24 protein-coding genes are annotated in these 19,019 nt (G+C 58.2%); 3 read left to right on the top strand and 21 right to left on the bottom strand.

Going from position 1 to position 19,019, the window contains the following annotated elements:
- Positions 1–15: 15 nt before the first annotated feature.
- From rpsH to rpsL, 20 genes are all read right to left on the bottom strand, one after another.
- On the bottom strand, positions 16–414 hold the full coding sequence (gene rpsH, locus WDZ78_RS04335) for a 30S ribosomal protein S8 (RefSeq protein WP_003507786.1): 399 nt from the start codon (positions 412–414) through the stop codon (positions 16–18).
- A gap of 12 nt (positions 415–426) precedes the next feature.
- Positions 427–732 carry a 30S ribosomal protein S14 gene (rpsN, locus tag WDZ78_RS04330; RefSeq protein WP_003507785.1) on the bottom strand — a complete coding sequence of 102 codons (306 nt, stop codon included), beginning with the start codon at positions 730–732 and terminating at the stop codon, positions 427–429.
- A 33-nt stretch (positions 733–765) separates the two neighbouring features.
- Positions 766–1,320: a 50S ribosomal protein L5 gene (gene rplE / locus WDZ78_RS04325; RefSeq protein WP_003507784.1), complete on the bottom strand. Its 555-nt coding sequence runs from the start codon at positions 1,318–1,320 to the stop codon at positions 766–768.
- Positions 1,313–1,621 (bottom strand): 50S ribosomal protein L24, encoded by a 309-nt coding sequence (gene rplX, locus WDZ78_RS04320; RefSeq protein WP_003495200.1) that lies wholly within the window; start codon positions 1,619–1,621, stop codon positions 1,313–1,315. The genes rplE and rplX overlap by 8 nt, the downstream gene beginning before the upstream one ends.
- A gap of 12 nt (positions 1,622–1,633) precedes the next feature.
- On the bottom strand, positions 1,634–2,002 hold the full coding sequence (gene rplN, locus WDZ78_RS04315) for a 50S ribosomal protein L14 (protein ID WP_003495199.1): 369 nt from the start codon (positions 2,000–2,002) through the stop codon (positions 1,634–1,636).
- Between the two features lie 235 nt (positions 2,003–2,237).
- Positions 2,238–2,474 carry a 30S ribosomal protein S17 gene (gene rpsQ, locus WDZ78_RS04310; protein WP_003495195.1) on the bottom strand — a complete coding sequence of 79 codons (237 nt, stop codon included), beginning with the start codon at positions 2,472–2,474 and terminating at the stop codon, positions 2,238–2,240.
- A gap of 11 nt (positions 2,475–2,485) precedes the next feature.
- Complete coding sequence (rpmC, locus tag WDZ78_RS04305) at positions 2,486–2,686, bottom strand: 50S ribosomal protein L29 (RefSeq protein ID WP_003495193.1); 201 nt, start codon at positions 2,684–2,686, stop codon at positions 2,486–2,488.
- Between the two features lie 12 nt (positions 2,687–2,698).
- Positions 2,699–3,112: a 50S ribosomal protein L16 gene (gene rplP, locus WDZ78_RS04300; protein ID WP_003495190.1), complete on the bottom strand. Its 414-nt coding sequence runs from the start codon at positions 3,110–3,112 to the stop codon at positions 2,699–2,701.
- Positions 3,113–3,150: 38 nt separating this feature from the next.
- Complete coding sequence (gene rpsC, locus WDZ78_RS04295; RefSeq protein WP_003507773.1) at positions 3,151–3,882, bottom strand: 30S ribosomal protein S3; 732 nt, start codon at positions 3,880–3,882, stop codon at positions 3,151–3,153.
- Positions 3,882–4,271, bottom strand: a complete 390-nt coding sequence (rplV, locus tag WDZ78_RS04290) for a 50S ribosomal protein L22 (protein WP_003495184.1) — start codon at positions 4,269–4,271, stop codon at positions 3,882–3,884. Before rplV ends, rpsC begins: the two co-directional genes overlap by 1 nt.
- A 2-nt stretch (positions 4,272–4,273) precedes the next feature.
- Positions 4,274–4,552: a 30S ribosomal protein S19 gene (gene rpsS, locus WDZ78_RS04285; protein WP_003507772.1), complete on the bottom strand. Its 279-nt coding sequence runs from the start codon at positions 4,550–4,552 to the stop codon at positions 4,274–4,276.
- Between the two features lie 15 nt (positions 4,553–4,567).
- A complete protein-coding gene (gene rplB, locus WDZ78_RS04280) occupies positions 4,568–5,404 on the bottom strand; it encodes a 50S ribosomal protein L2 (RefSeq protein ID WP_003507771.1) in 837 nt (278 codons plus the stop codon).
- A 43-nt stretch (positions 5,405–5,447) separates the two neighbouring features.
- Entirely contained in the window at positions 5,448–5,741 is a 294-nt protein-coding gene (locus WDZ78_RS04275; RefSeq protein ID WP_003495178.1) for a 50S ribosomal protein L23, read from the bottom strand.
- Complete coding sequence (gene rplD / locus WDZ78_RS04270) at positions 5,738–6,358, bottom strand: 50S ribosomal protein L4 (RefSeq protein ID WP_003495173.1); 621 nt, start codon at positions 6,356–6,358, stop codon at positions 5,738–5,740. The genes WDZ78_RS04275 and rplD overlap by 4 nt, the downstream gene beginning before the upstream one ends.
- 12 nt (positions 6,359–6,370) lie before the next feature.
- The gene (rplC, locus tag WDZ78_RS04265) at positions 6,371–7,012 is read right to left on the bottom strand and encodes a 50S ribosomal protein L3 (protein ID WP_003507769.1); all 642 of its coding nucleotides are present in this window, start codon (positions 7,010–7,012) and stop codon (positions 6,371–6,373) included.
- A gap of 204 nt (positions 7,013–7,216) precedes the next feature.
- Positions 7,217–7,525 carry a 30S ribosomal protein S10 gene (gene rpsJ / locus WDZ78_RS04260; protein WP_003507767.1) on the bottom strand — a complete coding sequence of 103 codons (309 nt, stop codon included), beginning with the start codon at positions 7,523–7,525 and terminating at the stop codon, positions 7,217–7,219.
- Positions 7,526–7,836: 311 nt separating this feature from the next.
- Positions 7,837–9,012: an elongation factor Tu gene (gene tuf / locus WDZ78_RS04255; protein WP_279656171.1), complete on the bottom strand. Its 1,176-nt coding sequence runs from the start codon at positions 9,010–9,012 to the stop codon at positions 7,837–7,839.
- Positions 9,013–9,077: 65 nt separating this feature from the next.
- Complete coding sequence (gene fusA, locus WDZ78_RS04250; RefSeq protein ID WP_003523732.1) at positions 9,078–11,177, bottom strand: elongation factor G; 2,100 nt, start codon at positions 11,175–11,177, stop codon at positions 9,078–9,080.
- 34 nt (positions 11,178–11,211) lie between these two features.
- A complete protein-coding gene (gene rpsG / locus WDZ78_RS04245) occupies positions 11,212–11,682 on the bottom strand; it encodes a 30S ribosomal protein S7 (protein ID WP_003507761.1) in 471 nt (156 codons plus the stop codon).
- 78 nt (positions 11,683–11,760) lie between these two features.
- Positions 11,761–12,132: a 30S ribosomal protein S12 gene (rpsL, locus tag WDZ78_RS04240; protein WP_003507760.1), complete on the bottom strand. Its 372-nt coding sequence runs from the start codon at positions 12,130–12,132 to the stop codon at positions 11,761–11,763.
- A gap of 526 nt (positions 12,133–12,658) precedes the next feature.
- Between rpsL and WDZ78_RS04235 the strand changes: the two genes are divergently transcribed.
- From WDZ78_RS04235 to WDZ78_RS04225, 3 genes are all read left to right on the top strand, one after another.
- Complete coding sequence (locus WDZ78_RS04235; RefSeq protein ID WP_020008893.1) at positions 12,659–12,952, top strand: hypothetical protein; 294 nt, start codon at positions 12,659–12,661, stop codon at positions 12,950–12,952.
- Between the two features lie 11 nt (positions 12,953–12,963).
- Positions 12,964–13,314: a VOC family protein gene (locus WDZ78_RS04230; protein ID WP_425672412.1), complete on the top strand. Its 351-nt coding sequence runs from the start codon at positions 12,964–12,966 to the stop codon at positions 13,312–13,314.
- Between the two features lie 98 nt (positions 13,315–13,412).
- On the top strand, positions 13,413–14,498 hold the full coding sequence (locus WDZ78_RS04225) for a helix-turn-helix transcriptional regulator (RefSeq protein ID WP_425672411.1): 1,086 nt from the start codon (positions 13,413–13,415) through the stop codon (positions 14,496–14,498).
- Between the two features lie 154 nt (positions 14,499–14,652).
- On the opposite strand, the gene rpoC is transcribed toward WDZ78_RS04225, so the two are convergent.
- A complete protein-coding gene (gene rpoC, locus WDZ78_RS04220; protein ID WP_026363335.1) occupies positions 14,653–18,861 on the bottom strand; it encodes a DNA-directed RNA polymerase subunit beta' in 4,209 nt (1,402 codons plus the stop codon).
- Positions 18,862–19,019: the final 158 nt, after the last annotated feature.

The raw sequence follows: 19,019 nt of genomic DNA, 5'->3' as shown, positions 1-19,019 counted from the left end.
ATCCTTGCTCGGGTCTTAGAAGACCGAGCAAAGAACCTCGCCACCAACGTTCTGTTCGCGAGCCTGGTGATCGGCCATCACGCCCTTCGGGGTCGAAAGGATGGTGATGCCGAGGCCGTTCGCGACCTGCGGAATGGACTTTACCGAGACATAAACCCGGCGGCCCGGCTTGGAAACGCGGCCGATCTCACGGATCACGGACGCGCCTTCGTAGTACTTCAGCTCGATCGTGAATTCGGACTTGCCGTTTTCGAAATCGACCTTGGAATAACCGCGAATGTAGCCTTCAGCCTGCAGCACGTCGAGAACGCGTGCGCGGAGGCTGGAAGCAGGCGTGCTTACCGCAGACTTGCGGCGAGCGGCACCATTGCGGATGCGGGTGAGCATATCACCCAAAGGATCAGTCATGGTCATGTGCCCGTCTCCTTACCAGCTCGACTTGACAATGCCCGGCACCTTGCCGGAATTGCCCAGCTCACGAAGCGCGATACGCGACATCTTGAGCTTGCGATAGAACGCGCGCGGACGGCCCGTTACTTCGCAGCGGTTGCGGATACGCGTCTTCGAGCCGTCACGCGGCAGCGAAGCGAGCTTCAGAGTGGCCTTGAACCGGTCTTCGATCGGAAGGGACTGGTTCATCACGATCGCCTTCAGTGCAGCGCGCTTGGCGGCCTGCTGGGCGACCGACTTGCGGCGGCGCTTGTTCTTTTCAACTGCGCTTGTTTTCGCCATATCGGAGTTCCTTTTCTACGCTCGTCGTTACGGTTAGTGACGGAACGGGAAGTTGAACTCTGTCAGCAGAGCCCGAGCTTCGTCGTCCGACGTCGCCGTCGTGCAAACGATGATGTCCATGCCCCACATCTGATCAACCTTATCGTAGTTGATCTCAGGGAACACAATGTGTTCCTTGATGCCCATGGCGAAGTTGCCACGGCCGTCAAAGCTCTTCGGGTTCAGGCCCCGGAAGTCGCGAACGCGCGGCAGCGCGATGTTGACCAGACGATCAAGGAATTCGTACATGCGTGCGCCACGAAGGGTAACCTTCGCACCGATCGGCATGCCTTCGCGAACCTTGAAACCAGCGATCGAGTTGCGAGCGCGGGTAACGACCGGCTTCTGGCCGGCAATTGCAGCCAGATCGGCGGCAGCAATCGTGGGCTTCTTGGAGTCGGCAGTTGCCTCGCCAACACCCATGTTGATCACGATCTTTTCAAGCTTCGGGATCATCATCACGTTGGCGTAGGAGAACTTCTCCTGCATGGCGCCACGGATACGGGAAACGTATTCCGTCTTGAGACGCGGCTCGTACTTATCAGCCATCGATCACTTCTCCCGAACGCTTGGCCACGCGGACCTTCTTGCCATCCACAACAGAGAAACCAACGCGGGTCGGCTTGCCATCCTTGTCGACGATGGCGATGTTGGAGATGTGCAAGGATGCTTCCTTGTTGATGATGCCGGCTTCCTGTGCCTGGGTCTGGCGCTGGTGACGCTTCACCATGTTTACGCCACGCACAACGGCACGGTCTTCCTTCGGCATCACCTGGATTACTTCGCCGGTACGGCCCTTGTCCTTACCGGTCAATACGACAACCTTGTCGCCTTTACGAATTTTCTGCATCGCTATAGCTCCTTACAGCACTTCTGGAGCCAGCGAGATGATCTTCATGTGGTTCTTGGCGCGAAGTTCGCGCGGAACCGGTCCGAAGATACGGGTGCCGATCGGCTCTTTCTTGTTGTCGATAAGAACGGCTGCGTTGTTATCGAAACGGATGACGCTGCCGTCAGCGCGGCGGATGTCCTTGGCGGTGCGAACGACAACCGCCTTCATCACGTCGCCCTTCTTGACGCGGCCGCGCGGAATAGCTTCCTTGATGGAAACGACAATAATGTCGCCAACAGAAGCATATTTGCGCTTCGAGCCGCCCAGCACCTTGATGCACATGACACGACGTGCGCCGGAATTATCCGCCACGTCGAGGTTTGTTTGCATCTGAATCATGTCAGGTCGCCTTCTTGTTGTTACCGGAACGGTTGGGCAAACTCTCCCGAGCGAGCCCCCTGCCCCAGCTTATGAATATATCTTCGTCTTGCGCGGAAATGTCGTGACAGGGTGGTTTCCCGAGGGACCTTCCGTGCGCATCAAAGCAAAAGACGCTCGATTCACGAGCGTCCTTGCGGTGCTTCATACAGGAATTCGCGCCAAGTTCAAGAGACCTGGCGCGATTCTGATGAAATTAAGCCTGGGCGGATACAACCGTCCAGCGCTTGTCCTTGGAGATCGGTGCGCATTCCTCGATGGAAACGACATCGCCGACCTTATACTGATTGTTTTCGTCGTGCGCCTTGTACTTCTTCGAACGGCGAACGGTCTTCTGAAGCAGCGGGTGAGCGAATCGACGCTCAACGCGGACAACGACAGTCTTCTCGTTCTTGTCGGACACTACGACGCCCTGCAGAATGCGTTTCGGCATATTATTTTTCCTTAGGCCTTGGCTTCTGCCGCCTTCTGGCGGGCAATGGTTTTAACGCGGGCGATATCCTTGCGGACTTCGTTGATGCGCGAGGACTTTTCCAGCTGGCCAGTCGCCTTCTGGAAGCGCAGGTTGAACTGCTCCTTCTTCAGATCGGCGAGCTTGTCCTTGAGCTGGTCGGCGCTGAGGCCGCGAACTTCATCGGCTTTCATGTGCCTTGCTCCTTACTCTGCGATGCGCTGTACGAAGCGCGTCTTGACCGAGAGCTTGGCAGCGCCGAGACGAAGCGCCTCACGGGCGATCTCCTCGGACACACCGTCGATCTCGAACATCATACGACCGGGCTTGACCTTGCATGCCCAGTAATCGACCGAACCCTTGCCCTTACCCATACGAACTTCGGTCGGCTTTGCCGTTACCGGAACGTCGGGGAATACGCGGATCCACACACGACCTGCGCGCTTCATGTAACGCGTGATCGCGCGGCGTGCCGCTTCGATCTCGCGTGCATTCACGCGGTTCGGTTCCTGCGACTTCAAGCCGAATTCACCGAATGCCAGGTCAAAGCCGCCCTTGGCGACGCCCTTGATGCGTCCCTTGAACTGCTTACGGTACTTAGTACGCTTTGGCTGCAACATTTTCTTACTTCTCCGAGCTTATCTTTCGCCAGCGTCAATCAAGCGTTTTCGCGACGACGATCGGAACGATCGCCACGCTCACGGCTTGCAGGGCCCTGTGCGTCGCCTTCGAGACCGCGACGCTCAGAAGCCATCGGATCGTGCTCAAGGATTTCGCCCTTGAAGATCCAGACCTTGATGCCGCAGATGCCGAATGCGGTTTCAGCTTCGGCTGTGCCGTAGTCAATGTCCGCACGCAGCGTGTGCAGCGGAACGCGACCTTCGCGGTACCATTCGGTACGAGCGATTTCTGCACCACCGAGACGACCGCCGCAGGTGATCTTGATGCCTTCGGCGCCAAGACGCATTGCGGACTGAACAGCACGCTTCATCGCACGGCGGAAAGCCACGCGGCGCTCGAGCTGCTGAGCGATCGACTGGGCAACCAGCGTCGCGTCGATTTCCGGCTTGCGCACTTCAACGATGTTGAGGTGCGTTTCGGAGTTGGTCATCTCGGAAAGCTTCTTGCGAAGCTTCTCGATGTCTGCACCCTTCTTGCCGATGATCAGACCCGGACGAGCCGAGTGGATCGTGACGCGGCACTTCTTGTGCGGACGCTCGATGACCACCTTGGCGATACCGGCCTGCTTGAGTTCCTTGATCAGGTAAGCCCGGATCTTCAGGTCTTCATGCAGAAGCTTGCCGTATTCTGCGGTATCAGCGTACCAGCGGCTATCCCAGGTACGGTTGATGCCGAGGCGGAAGCCGATCGGATTGATTTTCTGACCCATTATGCGGCCTCCCCTTTTTCCTCAACTTCACGAACAACAATCGTGAGGTGAGAGAACGGCTTTTCAATGCGGGAAGCACGACCACGGCCACGGGCGTGGAAACGCTTCATGGTGATGGACTTGCCAACATAGGCCTCGGCGACGACGAGAGCGTCGACGTCGAGGTCATGGTTGTTTTCCGCATTGGCAATTGCAGATTCGAGCGTCTTCTTGACGGTGCCTGCAATGCGCTTGCGGGAGAATTCGAGCTCGGCGAGAGCGCGATCAACCTTCTTGCCACGGATAAGAGCGGCAACCAGGTTCAGTTTCTGGGGGCTGACGCGGAGCGTACGGGCAATGGCCTGAGCCTCATTGTCCTTCAGCCGGCGTTCGGTCTTAGCCTTCGCCATGATTACTTCCTCTTTGCCTTCTTGTCCGCGCCGTGACCGTAATAGGTACGGGTCGGAGAGAATTCACCGAACTTGTGTCCGACCATGTCTTCGTTGACAGAGACGGGCACATGCTTGCTGCCGTTGTAGACGCCGAACGTCAGACCAACGAACTGCGGCAGGATCGTGGAGCGACGGCTCCAGATCTTGATTACTTCGTTACGTCCGCTCTCGCGCACCTTCTCAGCCTTGGTGAGAAGATAGCCGTCAACAAACGGACCTTTCCATACTGAACGAGCCATTAGTGACTACCTCTCTTACTTCTTACGCTGATGGCGCGAGCGCATGATGAACTTGTCGGTCGACTTGTTCGAACGGGTGCGCTTGCCCTTCGTGGGCTTGCCCCACGGAGTAACCGGGTGGCGACCACCCGACGTGCGACCTTCACCACCACCGTGCGGGTGGTCGACCGGGTTCATGACGACGCCGCGAACGTGCGGACGCTTGCCACGCCAACGCGAACGACCGGCTTTACCGTCGTTGATGTTGCCGTGATCCGAGTTCGAAACAGCGCCGATCGATGCGAGGCAGGAGCCGTGCACCAGACGCTGTTCGCCCGAGTTGAGACGCAGGATAGCCATACCGGCATCGCGGCCGACGAGCTGGACATACGTACCGGCGGAGCGGGCAATCTGACCGCCTTTACCCGGCTTCATCTCGACGTTGTGGATGATCGAACCAACCGGAATGTACTGAAGCGGCATGGTGTTGCCGGGCTTCACGTCCACTGCCTTGTCGGAGGCGATCACCTTGTCACCGGCAGCGAGACGCTGTGGCGCGAGAATGTAAGCCTGTTCGCCGTCGGTATACGTAACCAGCGCGATGAACGCGGTGCGGTTGGGGTCGTATTCCAGACGCTCAACGGTGCCTTCAACGTCGAACTTGCGACGCTTGAAGTCAACCAGACGGTAGGTCCGCTTGTGACCGCCACCCTGGAAACGGACGGTGATCCGGCCCTGGTTGTTACGGCCACCCTTGGAGCTGAGGCCCTGGGTGAGAGCCTTTACCGGCTTGCCCTTGTAGAGCGAAGCGCGGTCCACGATAACCAGCTGACGCTGGCTCGGCGTGGTCGGATTGAAACTTTTCAATGCCATATTCTTGTTCCCTTTTGGGTCTTTGCCCGCTTGGGCCTAACCTTTAGAGTCCGGTGGACACGTCGATGGATTGACCTTCGGCGAGCGTAACGACGGCTTTCTTGACGTCCTTCAGCTTACCGGCGAACCCACGGAAACGACGGGTCTTACCCTTGCGGATAAGCGTGTTCACAGCCGTGACTTTGACGCCGAAGAGAGCTTCCACGGCAGCCTTGATTTCAGGCTTGGAAGCGCTTTTGGCGACGTTGAATACGACCTGGTTCTGTTCGGATACCAGCGTCGACTTTTCCGTGATCGAAGGAGATACGATCACATCGTAGTGGCGAAGATCCGTCATTTGAACCGCTCCTCCAGAGCCTCTACAGCAGCCTTGGAAAGCACCAGCTTGCCACGGCGCAGGATGTCGTAAACATTGATGCCCTGTACCGGCAGAACGTCCACATTCGGGATGTTCTGAGCAGCGAGCTTGAAGTTGCCATCAAGTTCTGCGCCACCGATGACGAGAGCGTTGGTCAGGCCAAGCGAAGCGAAGCTGCCCAGCAGAGCCTTGGTCTTTGCTTCGGACGCGACGAGCTGATCGACGATGATCAGTTCTTCAGCCTTCAGCTTTGCAGACAGGGCGTGACGCAGAGCAAGCGCACGAACCTTCTTGGGAAGGTCATGGGCGTGGCTGCGAACGACCGGGCCGTGGGCCTTGCCGCCGCCGCGGAACTGCGGTGCGCGAGCCGAATGGTGACGAGCGCGGCCCGTACCCTTCTGCTTGTACATCTTCGCGCCGGTGCGGGAAACTTCCGACCGGTTCTTGGACTTGTGGGTTCCCTGCTGCTTCTTAGCAAGCTGCCAGCGAACCATGCGGGCCAGGATGTCCTGACGGGGGTCGAGGCCGAAGATCTCATCCGACAGAGAAACCTTGCCGGCGTCTTTTCCCTCGAGGGTTTTGACGTTCAATTCCATGATAAGGCTCCCTTACTTCGCAGCCGACTTGACGGCGTCGCGGACGATGATCCAGGAACCCTTCGAGCCGGGAACTGCACCCTTCACGAGGATGAGGCCACGGTCTTCATCGGTCGAAACGACTTCGAGGTTCTGGGTCGTAACGCGCGTCTGGCCCATATGACCAGCCATGCGCTTGCCCTTCCAGACGCGGCCCGGGTCCTGGTTGTTACCGGTCGAACCGTGTGCACGGTGCGATACGGAGTTACCGTGCGAAGCGCGGCCACCACCGAAGTTGTGACGCTTCATAGCACCGGCAAAACCCTTACCGATCGTGGTTCCAGTGACGTCGACCAGCTGGCCGGACTGAAAATGATTTGCGGTCAGTGTTGCACCGATGTCGATCAGGTTCTCGGGGGAAACCCGGAACTCGACGAGCTTGGCTTTCGGCTCGACGTTGGCAGCGGCGAAATGACCGCGAAGCGCCTTCGTCGTGTTCTTGACCTTGGACTGGCCGGCACCGAGCTGAACTGCGGTGTAGCCATTCTTGTCTTCCGTGCGCTGGGCAACGACTTGTACGTTATCCAGTCGCAATACTGTTACAGGGATATGTTCACCTGCGTCGTTATAGACGCGTGTCATACCCACTTTCTGTGCAATCACACCTGAACGCATTGGTTCATCCTCTTGCGAGCCTTGAAGGGAAAACCCTCTCTGGCCTTTGTTAAGGAGTGCCCTTCGACATCTCACGATGTTTCCGGTCTCCGGTTTGGAAGTCGTTGGATTTCTCCACGTACCTTCCTTGTTATTGGCCCTCACCCAAAGGTGAAGTCCGGCCTTTTACTTCAGTCCTCACCCTGGATGGGGTCGGGCCGGGTCTTAGAGCTTGATTTCCACGTCAACGCCAGCAGCGAGGTCGAGCTTCATCAGAGCATCGACAGTCTGCGGGGTGGGGTCAACGATATCGAGAAGACGCTTGTGCGTCCGCATTTCGAACTGTTCACGGCTCTTCTTATCAACGTGGGGAGAGCGGTTGACGGTAAACTTTTCGATGCGGGTGGGGAGCGGAACCGGGCCGCGAACGCTGGCGCCGGTGCGCTTTGCGGTCGACACGATTTCACGGGTAGAGGCATCGAGGATCCGGTGATCGAACGCCTTGAGGCGGATACGGATATTCTGGCCGTTCATTCGTCTTGTCCTTGTTCTTTGTTATTCGTTTCCGCACGCGGAAACACATGAACTTCTATTGATCGTGGCGCCGCAGATTTTCAAAAATCGAGAGGGATGCGGGTTGCACCCCAATCATTTCGGTAGTCTGTATTGCTAAAAACACCGCGTTCCGCAATCGCTTGCGAATCCAGCGGTGATTGTGAGTGCGCGTTTACGCGCTTTCACCGAATTTTTCAAGCACTAAAAATGCAACGCCGCCAGGCTTTTTACTAAAAGGCCGGCGGCGGTGTTGTTCACACCGCCGCCAGTCAAAATTTCAATGGCCGAAATTACTCGACGATCGATGCAACGATGCCGGCGCCGACGGTACGGCCGCCTTCGCGGATAGCGAAGCGCAGCTTTTCTTCCATCGCGATCGGAACGATCAGCTCGACGTCAACGGTGACGTTGTCGCCAGGCATAACCATTTCCGTGCCTTCCGGAAGCGTAACGATGCCTGTTACGTCCGTCGTGCGGAAGTAGAACTGCGGACGGTAGTTCGTGAAGAACGGCGTATGACGGCCGCCTTCTTCCTTCGTCAGGATGTAGGCTTCTGCCTTGAACTTCTTGTGCGGCTTGACAGAACCCGGCTTGCACAGGATCTGACCACGCTCAACGCCGTCACGGTTAACACCGCGAACCAGCGCACCGATGTTGTCGCCAGCCTGGCCCTGGTCGAGCAGCTTGCGGAACATTTCAACGCCGGTAACAGTCGTCTTCGAGGTCGGACGGATGCCGACGATCTCGACTTCTTCACCAACCTTGACGATACCGCGCTCAACGCGACCCGTCACAACCGTACCACGGCCGGAGATCGAGAACACGTCTTCGATCGGCATCAGGAACGGCTGGTCGATCGGACGCTCAGGCGTCGGGATGTAGGCGTCAACAGCAGCCATCAGCTCGCGGATCGCGTCTTCACCGATCTTCTTGTCGGAATCTTCAAGAGCAGCAAGCGCCGAACCCTTGACGATCGGGATATCGTCGCCCGGGAAGTCGTAGGACGACAGAAGTTCGCGAACTTCAAGCTCAACCAGCTCGAGAAGCTCGGCGTCGTCAACCTGGTCGACCTTGTTGAGGAACACGACGATTGCCGGAACGCCAACCTGGCGGGCGAGCAGGATGTGCTCGCGGGTCTGCGGCATCGGGCCGTCAGCTGCAGAGCAAACCAGGATCGCGCCGTCCATCTGGGCAGCACCGGTGATCATGTTCTTCACGTAGTCGGCGTGGCCGGGGCAGTCGACGTGCGCGTAGTGACGGGCAGGCGTCTCATATTCAACGTGTGCCGTCGAGATCGTGATACCACGAGCCTTTTCTTCCGGAGCCGCGTCGATCTGGTCATACGCCTTGAACTCGCCGAAGAACTTCGTGATTGCTGCCGTCAGCGACGTCTTGCCATGGTCAACGTGACCGATCGTGCCAATGTTGACGTGCGGCTTATTGCGCTCGAACTTGCTCTTTGCCATTAGTGGCTCTCCATTCTTGTCCCTTGACGGGAATAATCTTCAAAATTCGGTGGGGCGTACCCCGATCACTTCTGACCGGAGTACTTTGCCTGGATTTCCTGCGCCACGTTCGAAGGAACCGGCGAATAGTGGTCGAACGTCATCGAGTACTGAGCGCGACCCTGCGACATGGAGCGCAGGTTATCGACGTACTTGAACATGTTCGCGAGCGGAACATGCGCGTTGATGACGACGGCGATACCACGGCTTTCCTGGCCCTGGATCTGACCACGACGGGAGTTCAGGTCGCCGATAACGTCACCGACATAGTCTTCCGGCGTTACGACTTCGACCTTCATCATCGGCTCGAGAAGCTGTGCGCCAGCCTTCTTCGCTGCTTCACGGAAGCAGGCACGCGATGCGATTTCGAAGGCGAGAACCGACGAGTCAACATCGTGGAATGCACCGTCGACCAGCGTCGCCTTGACGCCGAGCATCGGGAAGCCAGCGAGCGGACCGGAAGACAGAACGCTTTCGATACCCTTCTGAACGCCCGGGATGTATTCCTTCGGAACAGCACCACCGACGATCTTCGACTCGAACTTGAAGTCTTCGCCTTCGGGGTTCGGTTCGAAGATGATCTTCACGCGAGCGAACTGACCGGTACCACCGGACTGCTTCTTGTGCGTGTAGTCTTCTTCGTGCTGACGCGTGATGGTTTCGCGGTAGGCAACCTGCGGAGCACCGACGGTAGCTTCAACCTTGAACTCGCGACGCATACGGTCAACGAGAATGTCGAGGTGAAGTTCGCCCATGCCTGCGATGATCGTCTGACCGGATTCTTCATCCGTCTTGACGCGGAACGAAGGATCTTCAGCAGCCAGACGGTTGAGCGCGAGGCCCATCTTTTCCTGGTCGCCCTTGGTCTTCGGCTCGATCGCGATCTGGATGACCGGCTCGGGGAATTCCATGCGCTCGAGGATAACCGGCTTCAGCGGATCGCAGAGCGTATCGCCAGTGGTGGTTTCCTTGAGGCCAGCCAGAGCAACGATGTCGCCGGCGAAGGCTTCTTCGATGTCTTCACGGCTGTTGGAGTGCATCTGCAGCATACGGCCGACGCGCTCGCGCTTGTCCTTGACCGTGTTGATGACAGACGTACCCTTTTCGAGCTTGCCCGAGTAGATACGAGCGAAGGTCAGCGAACCGACGAAGGGGTCGTTCATGATCTTGAACGCGAGCATGGAAAGCGGCTCGCTGTCGTCGGCATGACGCTCGATTTCGGCTTCGGTCTTGAAGTCGATGCCCTTGATCGCCGGAATGTCCAGCGGAGAAGGCAGGTAGTCGACAACAGCGTCGAGAAGCGGCTGAACGCCCTTGTTCTTGAACGCGGTACCGCAGAACATCGGGTGGAACTTCACGTCGATGGTGCCGCGGCGAACGAGCGCACGGATCTTGTCGTTGTCGGGCATGATGCCGTTCAGGTAGTCTTCCATCGCTTCTTCGTCGATCTCGACAACGGTCTCGATCAGCTTTTCGCGATATTCGTCAGCCTTGGCCTTCATGTCTTCCGGGATTTCGACGACGTCCCACTGAGCGCCGAGCGATTCGTCGCGCCAGATGAGTGCGTTCATCTCGATCAGGTCGATAACGCCCTTGAACTCGGTCTCAGCGCCGATCGGCAGCTGCATGACAACGGCGATGGCGCCGAGACGGGTCTTGATCATTTCTACCGAGCGGTAGAAGTCAGCACCGGTCTTGTCCATTTTGTTGCAGAAGATCATGCGCGGAACATGATACTTCTCGGCCTGGCGCCAGACGGTTTCCGTCTGCGGCTCAACACCGGCGTTGGCGTCGAGCAGCGCGATGGCGCCGTCGAGAACGCGCAGCGAACGCTCGACTTCAATGGTGAAGTCGACGTGGCCGGGGGTGTCGATGATGTTGAAGCGGCGCATCTTGCCGTCGCGACCCTTCCAGAAGGTCGTGGTGGCAGCGGAGGTGATGGTGATACCACGCTCCTGCTCCTGCTCCATCCAGTCCATCGTGGCTGCGCCATCATGGACTTCACCGATCTTGTGCGACTTACCGGTGTAATAAAGAATACGCTCGGTGGTCGTCGTCTTGCCGGCGTCGATATGCGCCATGATACCGAAATTGCGGTAGTCTTCGATTTTATATTCGCGAGCCATAATGGACTGCCTTTCGATATGCGACCGGTTAAGATTACCAGCGGTAATGCGAGAATGCGCGGTTGGCGTCGGCCATCTTGTGCGTGTCTTCGCGCTTCTTGACAGCGGAACCGCGGTTGTTCGCAGCGTCCATGAGTTCGCCGGAAAGGCGATCGACCATGGTCGTTTCGTTGCGCTTGCGGGCAGCCGTGATCAGCCAGCGGATAGCAAGCGCCTGACGGCGCTCGGGGCGAACGTCGACCGGAACCTGATAGGTGGCACCACCAACGCGGCGCGAACGCACTTCAACGTGCGGAGCAACGTTGTCGAGGGCGGAGTGGAACACGCCGAGCGGCTCCTGCTTCGTCTTGCCCTGAACGACGTCGAACGCGCCGTAAACGATGCTTTCTGCGACCGACTTCTTGCCGTGAAGCATGATGGCGTTCATGAACTTGGTGACGACCAGATCGCCGAACTTCGGGTCCGGGTTGATCTCACGCTTTTCTGCACTATGGCGACGGGACATATTCTTTGTCTCTCAATGTTATTGACGCTAAACCACGCGGAGAACCTCGCGCAGCGCCGGAATTTGTTTGAACCCGAATTACTTCGGACGCTTCGCACCGTACTTGGAGCGGCGCTGCTTGCGGTTCTTGACGCCCTGGGTATCGAGAACACCGCGGATGATGTGGTAACGCACACCCGGCAAGTCCTTTACGCGGCCGCCGCGGATCATGACCACGGAGTGTTCCTGAAGGTTGTGACCTTCGCCCGGAATGTAACCGATGACTTCGAAGCCGTTGGTGAGGCGGATCTTGGCAACCTTACGCAGAGCCGAGTTCGGCTTCTTCGGGGTCGTCGTGTAAACGCGGGTGCAAACACCACGCTTCTGCGGGTTTTCCTGAAGTGCAGGAACCTTGTTGCGCTTTACCTGTGCCTGGCGAGGCTTGCGGATCAGCTGGTTTACGGTAGGCATATAACCATCCCTTGCAAAAACTACTTAAGCCACCCTCACGGGTGGCGACTATGCCGTTGCCGGCGACGATGCACGCATATATCCTCATGCGCAAAACGTGGCCCGATCCGGTTTCACGGATGGACCACCAAGAGCAGAGGACACCGGATGAGGCGTCTTGCGTGCAACATTCGTGTCTTCTACGTGCAATGGAGACCCGTTTGAGATGATGTTCGGGAAAAAGCTTCCCGAACGGCCAGCACCCACAGAGGCTCCGATGGCGGGCGTACTACTGTTTTAGCCAGCTTTCGTCAAGGGCGAATCCGCATTTTGCCCCCGCGCCAGCGGCCACTAAGCCCGCGTCCGGGTCATTTCCAGCCAGCTTTAACATAAGTCGGCGCAGAAGGCTGCGATTTCGACCTCCACGCTTTGGCTTTTCATAAAATCCGTCTATTGATTCCCTGTGGCGAGCCGGAGCAGCGCCGCCACGGGCGGAACCGATTCCATCGGCCCGCATTACAGCAACGAATGATCAAGGAAACGCGTCATGAGCACCCTCCCCGACAACGACAACGGACGCGAAGAGCCGATGGTCTTCATCGTCATCGGCAAGGCCTATGAGCACGATAATTCCGAGGGCATCGACATCCACGTCATCCTGCGGGCGCCGGATGACGATACGGCCGTGCGTGAAACGCTGAACGCTCTTTCGGAAGAAGGTTTCATCGAAGCCGATCTCGACCAGATCGGCATGCTGACCGACATCCCGGATGAAGAGCCGCACGCCTCCGCCTATCAGGGCGCGCTCGAAGGCGAAGTCGCCATCATCCGCTTCGCCTGAGGCGCAGGTCCATGGCCGTAAGACGGGTTGTCGCCAATATAGCAACGCCCGACCCAGCGCGGGCGAAGGCGTTTTATGGCGATATTCTCGGCATGCCCGTCGCCATGGATCACGGCTGGATCGTCACCCATGCCAGCCCGCTCGAAGCAAGAGCACAGGTCAGCTTCGCAAGTGAAGGCGGCTCCGGCACTGATGTGCCGGACCTTTCGATCGAGGTCGATGATTTCGAGGAGGTCCACGTCAGAATCCTGAAGGCCGGGCTGCCCATCGAATACGGCCCCACCGTCGAGGCGTGGGGCGTTCGCCGCCTTTTCGTGCGCGACCCCTTCGGCAAACTTATCAATATATTAAGTCACTCATAGATTATATACTTTTAATACAATAGTATTATTTCTTTATCCGTTGAACAATACCCAAATATCAGCTTACAATAGTATCGACGCAAAATTTCGGTGGCGGGTTGGATACTATATCTTCAGCAGACATTATCGACGACATTTACGAGGCGGCACTTTTCCCTGATCGCTGGGCTGAGGTCATAGAGACAATCGGTAACCGCCTGGATTTCTGGGGCGGTGCGCTCACCTGGGGCAAGGGTGAGGAAGAGGCATGGCTCTTCACCCCCAATCTGCAGGACGTGATGCAGGCCTTCATGGAAGGCGGCTGGAACAGGCGCAACGATCGCCTCACCCGCGCAATCCGCGAAGGACAGTTTTCCTTCGTACAGGATTTCGACGTCTTCACCCATGACGAATGGGCCGGATTGCCGATCGTGCGTGACTTCCTGATGCCGCGCGGACTGGGATATGGCGCAGCGACGCAGATTGCACCACCGGATCATCCGGAAATGACAGTGCTTTTCGAACGCAGGCTCGCTAGCGGCGTCATCGGGCCGGAAACCATGGCGGCGCTGGGCCGGCTGAGGCCACACATTGCCCGCAGCCTCACTCTCGCAACCCGGCTGCAGCGACAGAAGGCCGACGCCATGACGCTCGGGCTGAACGCCATAGGCGCACCTGCGGCGGTGCTTCAGGCGAGCGGGCGTATCCTATCCGCAAACGACATGTTTCTCTCTCTCAGGAAATGTATTTCCACCGGTGCCCGCGACAGGGTCGTGGTGTCCGACGAAAGAGTAAACCGGCTGCTCTATAAGGCGCTCGCCGGAGATAATGTCGGCTCTTTTCCCCTCCCGACCGGCGAAGATCGGTCCTGTATCCTCCACGTCATACCGTTGCGCAGGAACGCGCTGGATTTGTCCCCGAAAGGTTCCGCCATCGTGCTGATATCGCAACCCACGGGCACCATCACCGATGCGACCTCACTGTTAAAAGGGCTGTACGACCTCACCAAGGGCGAGGCCCGCGTGGCTCTGGAAATCATGAAGGGGTTTTCGCTTCCCGCCGTGGCGAAGCAATTGCAGATTTCCCATGAAACGGTGCGCAGCAACGCCAAGTCGATCTATGCGAAAACTGGCAGCACCGGCCAGACTGATCTCGTTCGCCGGCTCTCCGTTCTGACCCGCTATGACATCCGCGAACAGAGCTGACCCTCGCCGCGCGGCTGAAGATAATCTCAAAGACAAATCGTAAAATCGCGCTGGCTCGCCGGTGGCTTCCACACAAACAAAAACGCCCGGATTGCTCCGGGCGTTTCCACTGAACCTTTGGCGGGGCTTCGTAAAGCCCCTGCCCTGTCTGACCTTATTCGGCGGCCGGAGCCTGGTCCGTCATGTCCTGCAGCATCTGGTTCGCAGAGCCTGCACCCGTACCCTTGCGGCGTTCCTCGAGAATGAGGTCGTCGCGCGAGGTGGCGATGCGGCGGATCTGCGTCATGGTGCCGCCAGTACCGGCCGGGATGAGACGGCCGACGATGACGTTTTCCTTGAGGCCCTGCAGCGTGTCCGTCTTGCCGGCGATCGCAGCTTCCGTGAGAACCTTGGTGGTTTCCTGGAACGATGCGGCCGAGATGAAGGACGGCGTCTGCAGCGAAGCCTTGGTGATGCCGAGCAGAACCGGCTCGCCATAGGCAGGCTTCTTGCCTTCTTCGATCAGGCGGTCGTTGTTGTCGTCAAGCTCGATGCGATCGACGTTGTCACCAACGATGTACTGGCTGTCGCCAGCATCGGTGATTTCAACCTTCTGCAGCATCTGGCGAACGATCACCTCGATGTGCTTGTCGTTGATCACAACGCCCTGCAGTCGGTAGACTTCCTGGATTTCGTTCACGAGATAGGAAGCCAGAGCCTCCACGCCCTTGATCGCCAGAATGTCGTGCGGCGCCGGGTTGCCGTCGAGAATGTATTCGCCCTTCTCGATGTAGTCGCCTTCCTGAAGATGGAAGGGCTTGCCCTTCGGGATCAGGTATTCGACCGGCTCGACGCCGTCTTCCGCAGGCTCGATCATCACGCGACGCTTGTTCTTGTAGTCGCGGCCGAGGCGGATCGTACCATCGATCTCGGCGATGATGGCGTGATCCTTCGGACGACGTGCTTCGAACAGTTCGGCAACGCGCGGCAGACCACCGGTGATGTCCTTCGTCTTGGCGCTTTCCAGCGGCGAACGTGCAAGCACGTCACCCTGGGAGACCTTGGAACCCGGCTCAACCGACAGAATGGCGTCAACAGAGAGCTGGAAGCGGGCTTCGCCACCACGGGCAAGCTTCGCCACAGCACCGGAAGCGTCCTTGATGACGATCGCAGGCTTAAGGTCCGAACCGCGCGGCGTCGAACGCCAGTCAATGACCTGACGCTTGGTGATGCCGGTGGATTCGTCGGTCGCTTCCAGAACGGAGAGACCGTCGACGAGGTCTTCGAAGTGAACGGTACCTTCCACTTCCGTCATCATCGGACGGGTGTAGGGGTCCCACTCTGCAAGACGCTGGCCACGCTTAACCTTGTCGCCATCATCCACGAAGATCTTCGAACCGTAAGCGACACGCTGCGAGGAACGTTCCGCGCCGCGCTCATCAAGGATCGTAACGGACATGTTACGGCCCATGGCGATGAGAACGCCTTCGGAGTTCCGCAGGATGTTGCGGTTCTTGATCTGGATCGTGCCTTCATACGACGCTTCGAGGAACGACTGGTCGACCACGTTCGCCGTACCACCAAGGTGGAACGTGCGCATGGTGAGCTGCGTGCCCGGTTCACCGATCGACTGTGCGGCGATGACGCCAACGGCTTCGCCCATGTTGACAGGCGTACCGCGTGCAAGGTCACGACCGTAGCAGACGCCGCAAACGCCGATCTGCACTTCGCAGGTCAGAGCAGAGCGGATGCGAACGGACTGGATGCCCGCCTTTTCGATGGCGGCCACATCGGCCTCATCGATAAGCGTGCCGGCCTTGACGATGTTCTCGCCGGAAACCGGATGATCGATGTCATCCAGAGCCGTACGGCCGAGGATACGTGCGCCAAGCGAGGCAACCACCTGACCGGCATCGACGATGGCGGTCATGGTGAGGCCCTTGTCGGTGCCGCAATCCACGGAGTTAACGATGCAATCCTGCGCGACGTCGACGAGGCGGCGGGTAAGGTAACCCGAGTTCGCCGTCTTCAGGGCGGTGTCTGCAAGACCCTTACGGGCGCCGTGGGTCGAGTTGAAGTACTCGTTAACGGTCAGGCCTTCCTTGAAGTTCGAGATGATCGGCGTCTCGATGATTTCACCCGACGGCTTCGCCATCAGGCCGCGCATGCCGCCCAGCTGACGCATCTGGTTCGGAGAACCACGGGCGCCCGAGTGGGACATCATGTAGATGGAGTTCATCGGCTTCTGGCGGCCCGTTTCCGGATCGAACTCGACAGCCTTGATGCGCGCCATCATTTCTTCGGCGACCTTTTCGGTAGCCTTGCCCCAGGCGTCGACAACCTTGTTGTACTTTTCGCCCTGGGTGATGAGACCATCATTGTACTGCTGTTCGTATTCCTTCACCAAGGCTTCGGTGTCACCGACGATCTTCACCTTGCTGTCCGGAATGACCATGTCGTCCTTGCCGAACGAAATGCCGGCGCGGCAGGCATGGGCAAAGCCGAGCTGCATGATGCGGTCGCAGAAGATGACCGTGTCTTTCTGGCCGCAGTGACGGTAGACCGTGTCGATCATCTTGGAGATGTTCTTCTTGGTCATTTCCTGGTTGCAGACGTCGAAAGGCACGTTGACGTTCTTCGGCAGAAGTTCGCCAATCAGCATACGGCCAGGGGTCGTTTCATGGATCTTCGAAACCGGCTTGCCGTCGGCATCCACGGTCTTGAAGCGACCGCGGATCTTGGCATGCAGCGTCACGACCTTGTTTTCAAGCGCGTGATGCAGCTCACCGATATCCGAGAAGGCCATGCCTTCGCCGGGCTCATTCTGGTTCATGATCGACAGGTAATACAGGCCGAGAACCATGTCCTGCGAAGGAACGATGATGGGGTGGCCGTTTGCCGGATGCAGGATGTTGTTGGTCGACATCATCAGCACGCGCGCTTCCAGCTGGGCTTCCAGCGAGAGCGGAACGTGAACAGCCATCTGGTCACCGTCGAAGTCGGCGTTGAAGGCCGTGCAGACGAGCGGATGCAGCTGGATGGCCTTGCCTTCGACCAGCATGGGTTCGAAAGCCTGGATACCCAGACGGTGCAGCGTCGGTGCGCGGTTCAAGAGAACCGGATGCTCGCGGATGACCTCGTCGAGGATATCCCAAACTTCAGGCTTTTCCTTTTCAACCAGCTTCTTGGCCTGCTTGACGGTCGAGGAGTAACCCTTGGCGTCGAGGCGGGCGTAGATGAACGGCTTGAACAGTTCGAGCGCCATCTTCTTCGGCAGGCCGCACTGGTGCAACTTCAGTTCCGGACCAGTCACGATGACCGAACGGCCGGAGTAGTCGACGCGCTTGCCGAGAAGGTTCTGGCGGAAGCGGCCCTGCTTGCCCTTGAGCATGTCGGAGAGCGACTTCAGCGGACGCTTGTTGGCGCCCGTGATGACGCGGCCACGACGGCCGTTGTCGAACAGCGCATCGACGGATTCCTGCAACATACGCTTTTCGTTGCGGATGATGATGCCAGGCGCACGAAGCTCGATCAGGCGCTTCAGACGGTTGTTACGGTTGATGACGCGGCGATAGAGATCGTTGAGGTCGGACGTCGCGAAACGACCGCCATCCAGCGGAACCAGCGGACGCAGGTCCGGCGGAATGACCGGAACGACCTTCATGATCATCCATTCCGGACGATTGCCGCTCTCCATGAAGTTCTCGACGATCTTCAGGCGCTTCATCAGCTTCTTCTGCTTGAGATCAGACGTGGTCTCAGCAAGTTCGGCACGCAGGTCGCCAGCGATCTTTTCGAGGTTCATCGAAGCCAGCATCTCATAGATGGCTTCAGCGCCGATCATGGCGGTGAACTGGTCTTCGCCGAACTCGTCAACGGCGATCATGTACTCTTCTTCGGACAGAAGCTGGTTCTGCTTCAGCGAAGTGAGGCCGGGTTCGGTGACGATGTAGTTCTCGAAATAGAGAACGCGCTCGACATCCTTCAGCGTCATGTCGAGCAGGGTCGAGATACGCGAAGGAAGCGACTTCAGGAACCAGATATGGGCAACCGGTGCTGCGAGCTCGATGTGGCCCATGCGCTCACGGCGAACGCGCGACAGCGTGACTTCGACGCCGCACTTTTCGCAGATGATGCCCTTGTACTTCATGCGCTTGTACTTGCCGCACAGGCACTCGTAGTCCTTGATCGGTCCGAAAATACGCGCGCAGAAAAGACCGTCGCGTTCCGGCTTGAACGTACGGTAATTGATGGTTTCCGGCTTCTTGATCTCGCCGTAGGACCACGACAGGATTTTTTCCGGCGAAGCGATCGAAATCCGGATGGAATCGAAATGCTGCGCAGGCACCTGAGGATTGAAAAGATTCATGACCTCTTGGTTCATGCCTTGTCTCCTTGAGAGGCTAGCTGCTGCCCCTGTTTGCATCTGGACCGGCTTCTTCCCGGGTCACCGTCCAGAGCTTTAAATACGGATTTAACCGCACAATGCGGCGAAAGTGTCCCACACCGGCCTGGCCGATGCGGGAGCCGGCAGGCGCCCAA

This window comes from Agrobacterium sp. M50-1, from assembly GCF_049843495.1.
GTDB classification, from domain to species: Bacteria; Pseudomonadota; Alphaproteobacteria; order Rhizobiales; family Rhizobiaceae; genus Agrobacterium; species Agrobacterium radiobacter.
This window is presented reverse-complemented; position numbering and strand designations above follow the sequence as displayed.

Bases quoted from the DNA above. Each gene is read 5' to 3' on its own strand.
- rpsL (WP_003507760.1), bottom strand. From the start codon at position 12,132: ATGCCTACCGTAAACCAGCTGATCCGCAAGCCTCGCCAGGCACAGGTA.
- rplX (WP_003495200.1), bottom strand. From the start codon at position 1,621: ATGCAGAAAATTCGTAAAGGCGACAAGGTTGTCGTATTGACCGGTAAG.
- rplE (WP_003507784.1), bottom strand. From the start codon at position 1,320: ATGGCTGATAAGTACGAGCCGCGTCTCAAGACGGAATACGTTTCCCGT.
- WDZ78_RS04230 (WP_425672412.1), top strand. From the start codon at position 12,964: ATGGCCGTAAGACGGGTTGTCGCCAATATAGCAACGCCCGACCCAGCG.
- fusA (WP_003523732.1), bottom strand. From the start codon at position 11,177: ATGGCTCGCGAATATAAAATCGAAGACTACCGCAATTTCGGTATCATG.
- rpsS (WP_003507772.1), bottom strand. From the start codon at position 4,552: ATGGCTCGTTCAGTATGGAAAGGTCCGTTTGTTGACGGCTATCTTCTC.
- WDZ78_RS04235 (WP_020008893.1), top strand. From the start codon at position 12,659: ATGAGCACCCTCCCCGACAACGACAACGGACGCGAAGAGCCGATGGTC.
- rpsG (WP_003507761.1), bottom strand. From the start codon at position 11,682: ATGTCCCGTCGCCATAGTGCAGAAAAGCGTGAGATCAACCCGGACCCG.
- rplB (WP_003507771.1), bottom strand. From the start codon at position 5,404: ATGGCATTGAAAAGTTTCAATCCGACCACGCCGAGCCAGCGTCAGCTG.
- rpsH (WP_003507786.1), bottom strand. From the start codon at position 414: ATGACCATGACTGATCCTTTGGGTGATATGCTCACCCGCATCCGCAAT.
- rpsQ (WP_003495195.1), bottom strand. From the start codon at position 2,474: ATGCCGAAACGCATTCTGCAGGGCGTCGTAGTGTCCGACAAGAACGAG.
- rplC (WP_003507769.1), bottom strand. From the start codon at position 7,012: ATGCGTTCAGGTGTGATTGCACAGAAAGTGGGTATGACACGCGTCTAT.
- rplP (WP_003495190.1), bottom strand. From the start codon at position 3,112: ATGTTGCAGCCAAAGCGTACTAAGTACCGTAAGCAGTTCAAGGGACGC.
- rpoC (WP_026363335.1), bottom strand. From the start codon at position 18,861: ATGAACCAAGAGGTCATGAATCTTTTCAATCCTCAGGTGCCTGCGCAG.
- tuf (WP_279656171.1), bottom strand. From the start codon at position 9,012: ATGGCAAAGAGCAAGTTCGAGCGCAATAAGCCGCACGTCAACATTGGC.
- rplN (WP_003495199.1), bottom strand. From the start codon at position 2,002: ATGATTCAGATGCAAACAAACCTCGACGTGGCGGATAATTCCGGCGCA.
- rpsC (WP_003507773.1), bottom strand. From the start codon at position 3,882: ATGGGTCAGAAAATCAATCCGATCGGCTTCCGCCTCGGCATCAACCGT.
- WDZ78_RS04275 (WP_003495178.1), bottom strand. From the start codon at position 5,741: ATGACGGATCTTCGCCACTACGATGTGATCGTATCTCCTTCGATCACG.
- rpmC (WP_003495193.1), bottom strand. From the start codon at position 2,686: ATGAAAGCCGATGAAGTTCGCGGCCTCAGCGCCGACCAGCTCAAGGAC.
- rplV (WP_003495184.1), bottom strand. From the start codon at position 4,271: ATGGCGAAGGCTAAGACCGAACGCCGGCTGAAGGACAATGAGGCTCAG.
- rpsN (WP_003507785.1), bottom strand. From the start codon at position 732: ATGGCGAAAACAAGCGCAGTTGAAAAGAACAAGCGCCGCCGCAAGTCG.
- rplD (WP_003495173.1), bottom strand. From the start codon at position 6,358: ATGGAATTGAACGTCAAAACCCTCGAGGGAAAAGACGCCGGCAAGGTT.
- rpsJ (WP_003507767.1), bottom strand. From the start codon at position 7,525: ATGAACGGCCAGAATATCCGTATCCGCCTCAAGGCGTTCGATCACCGG.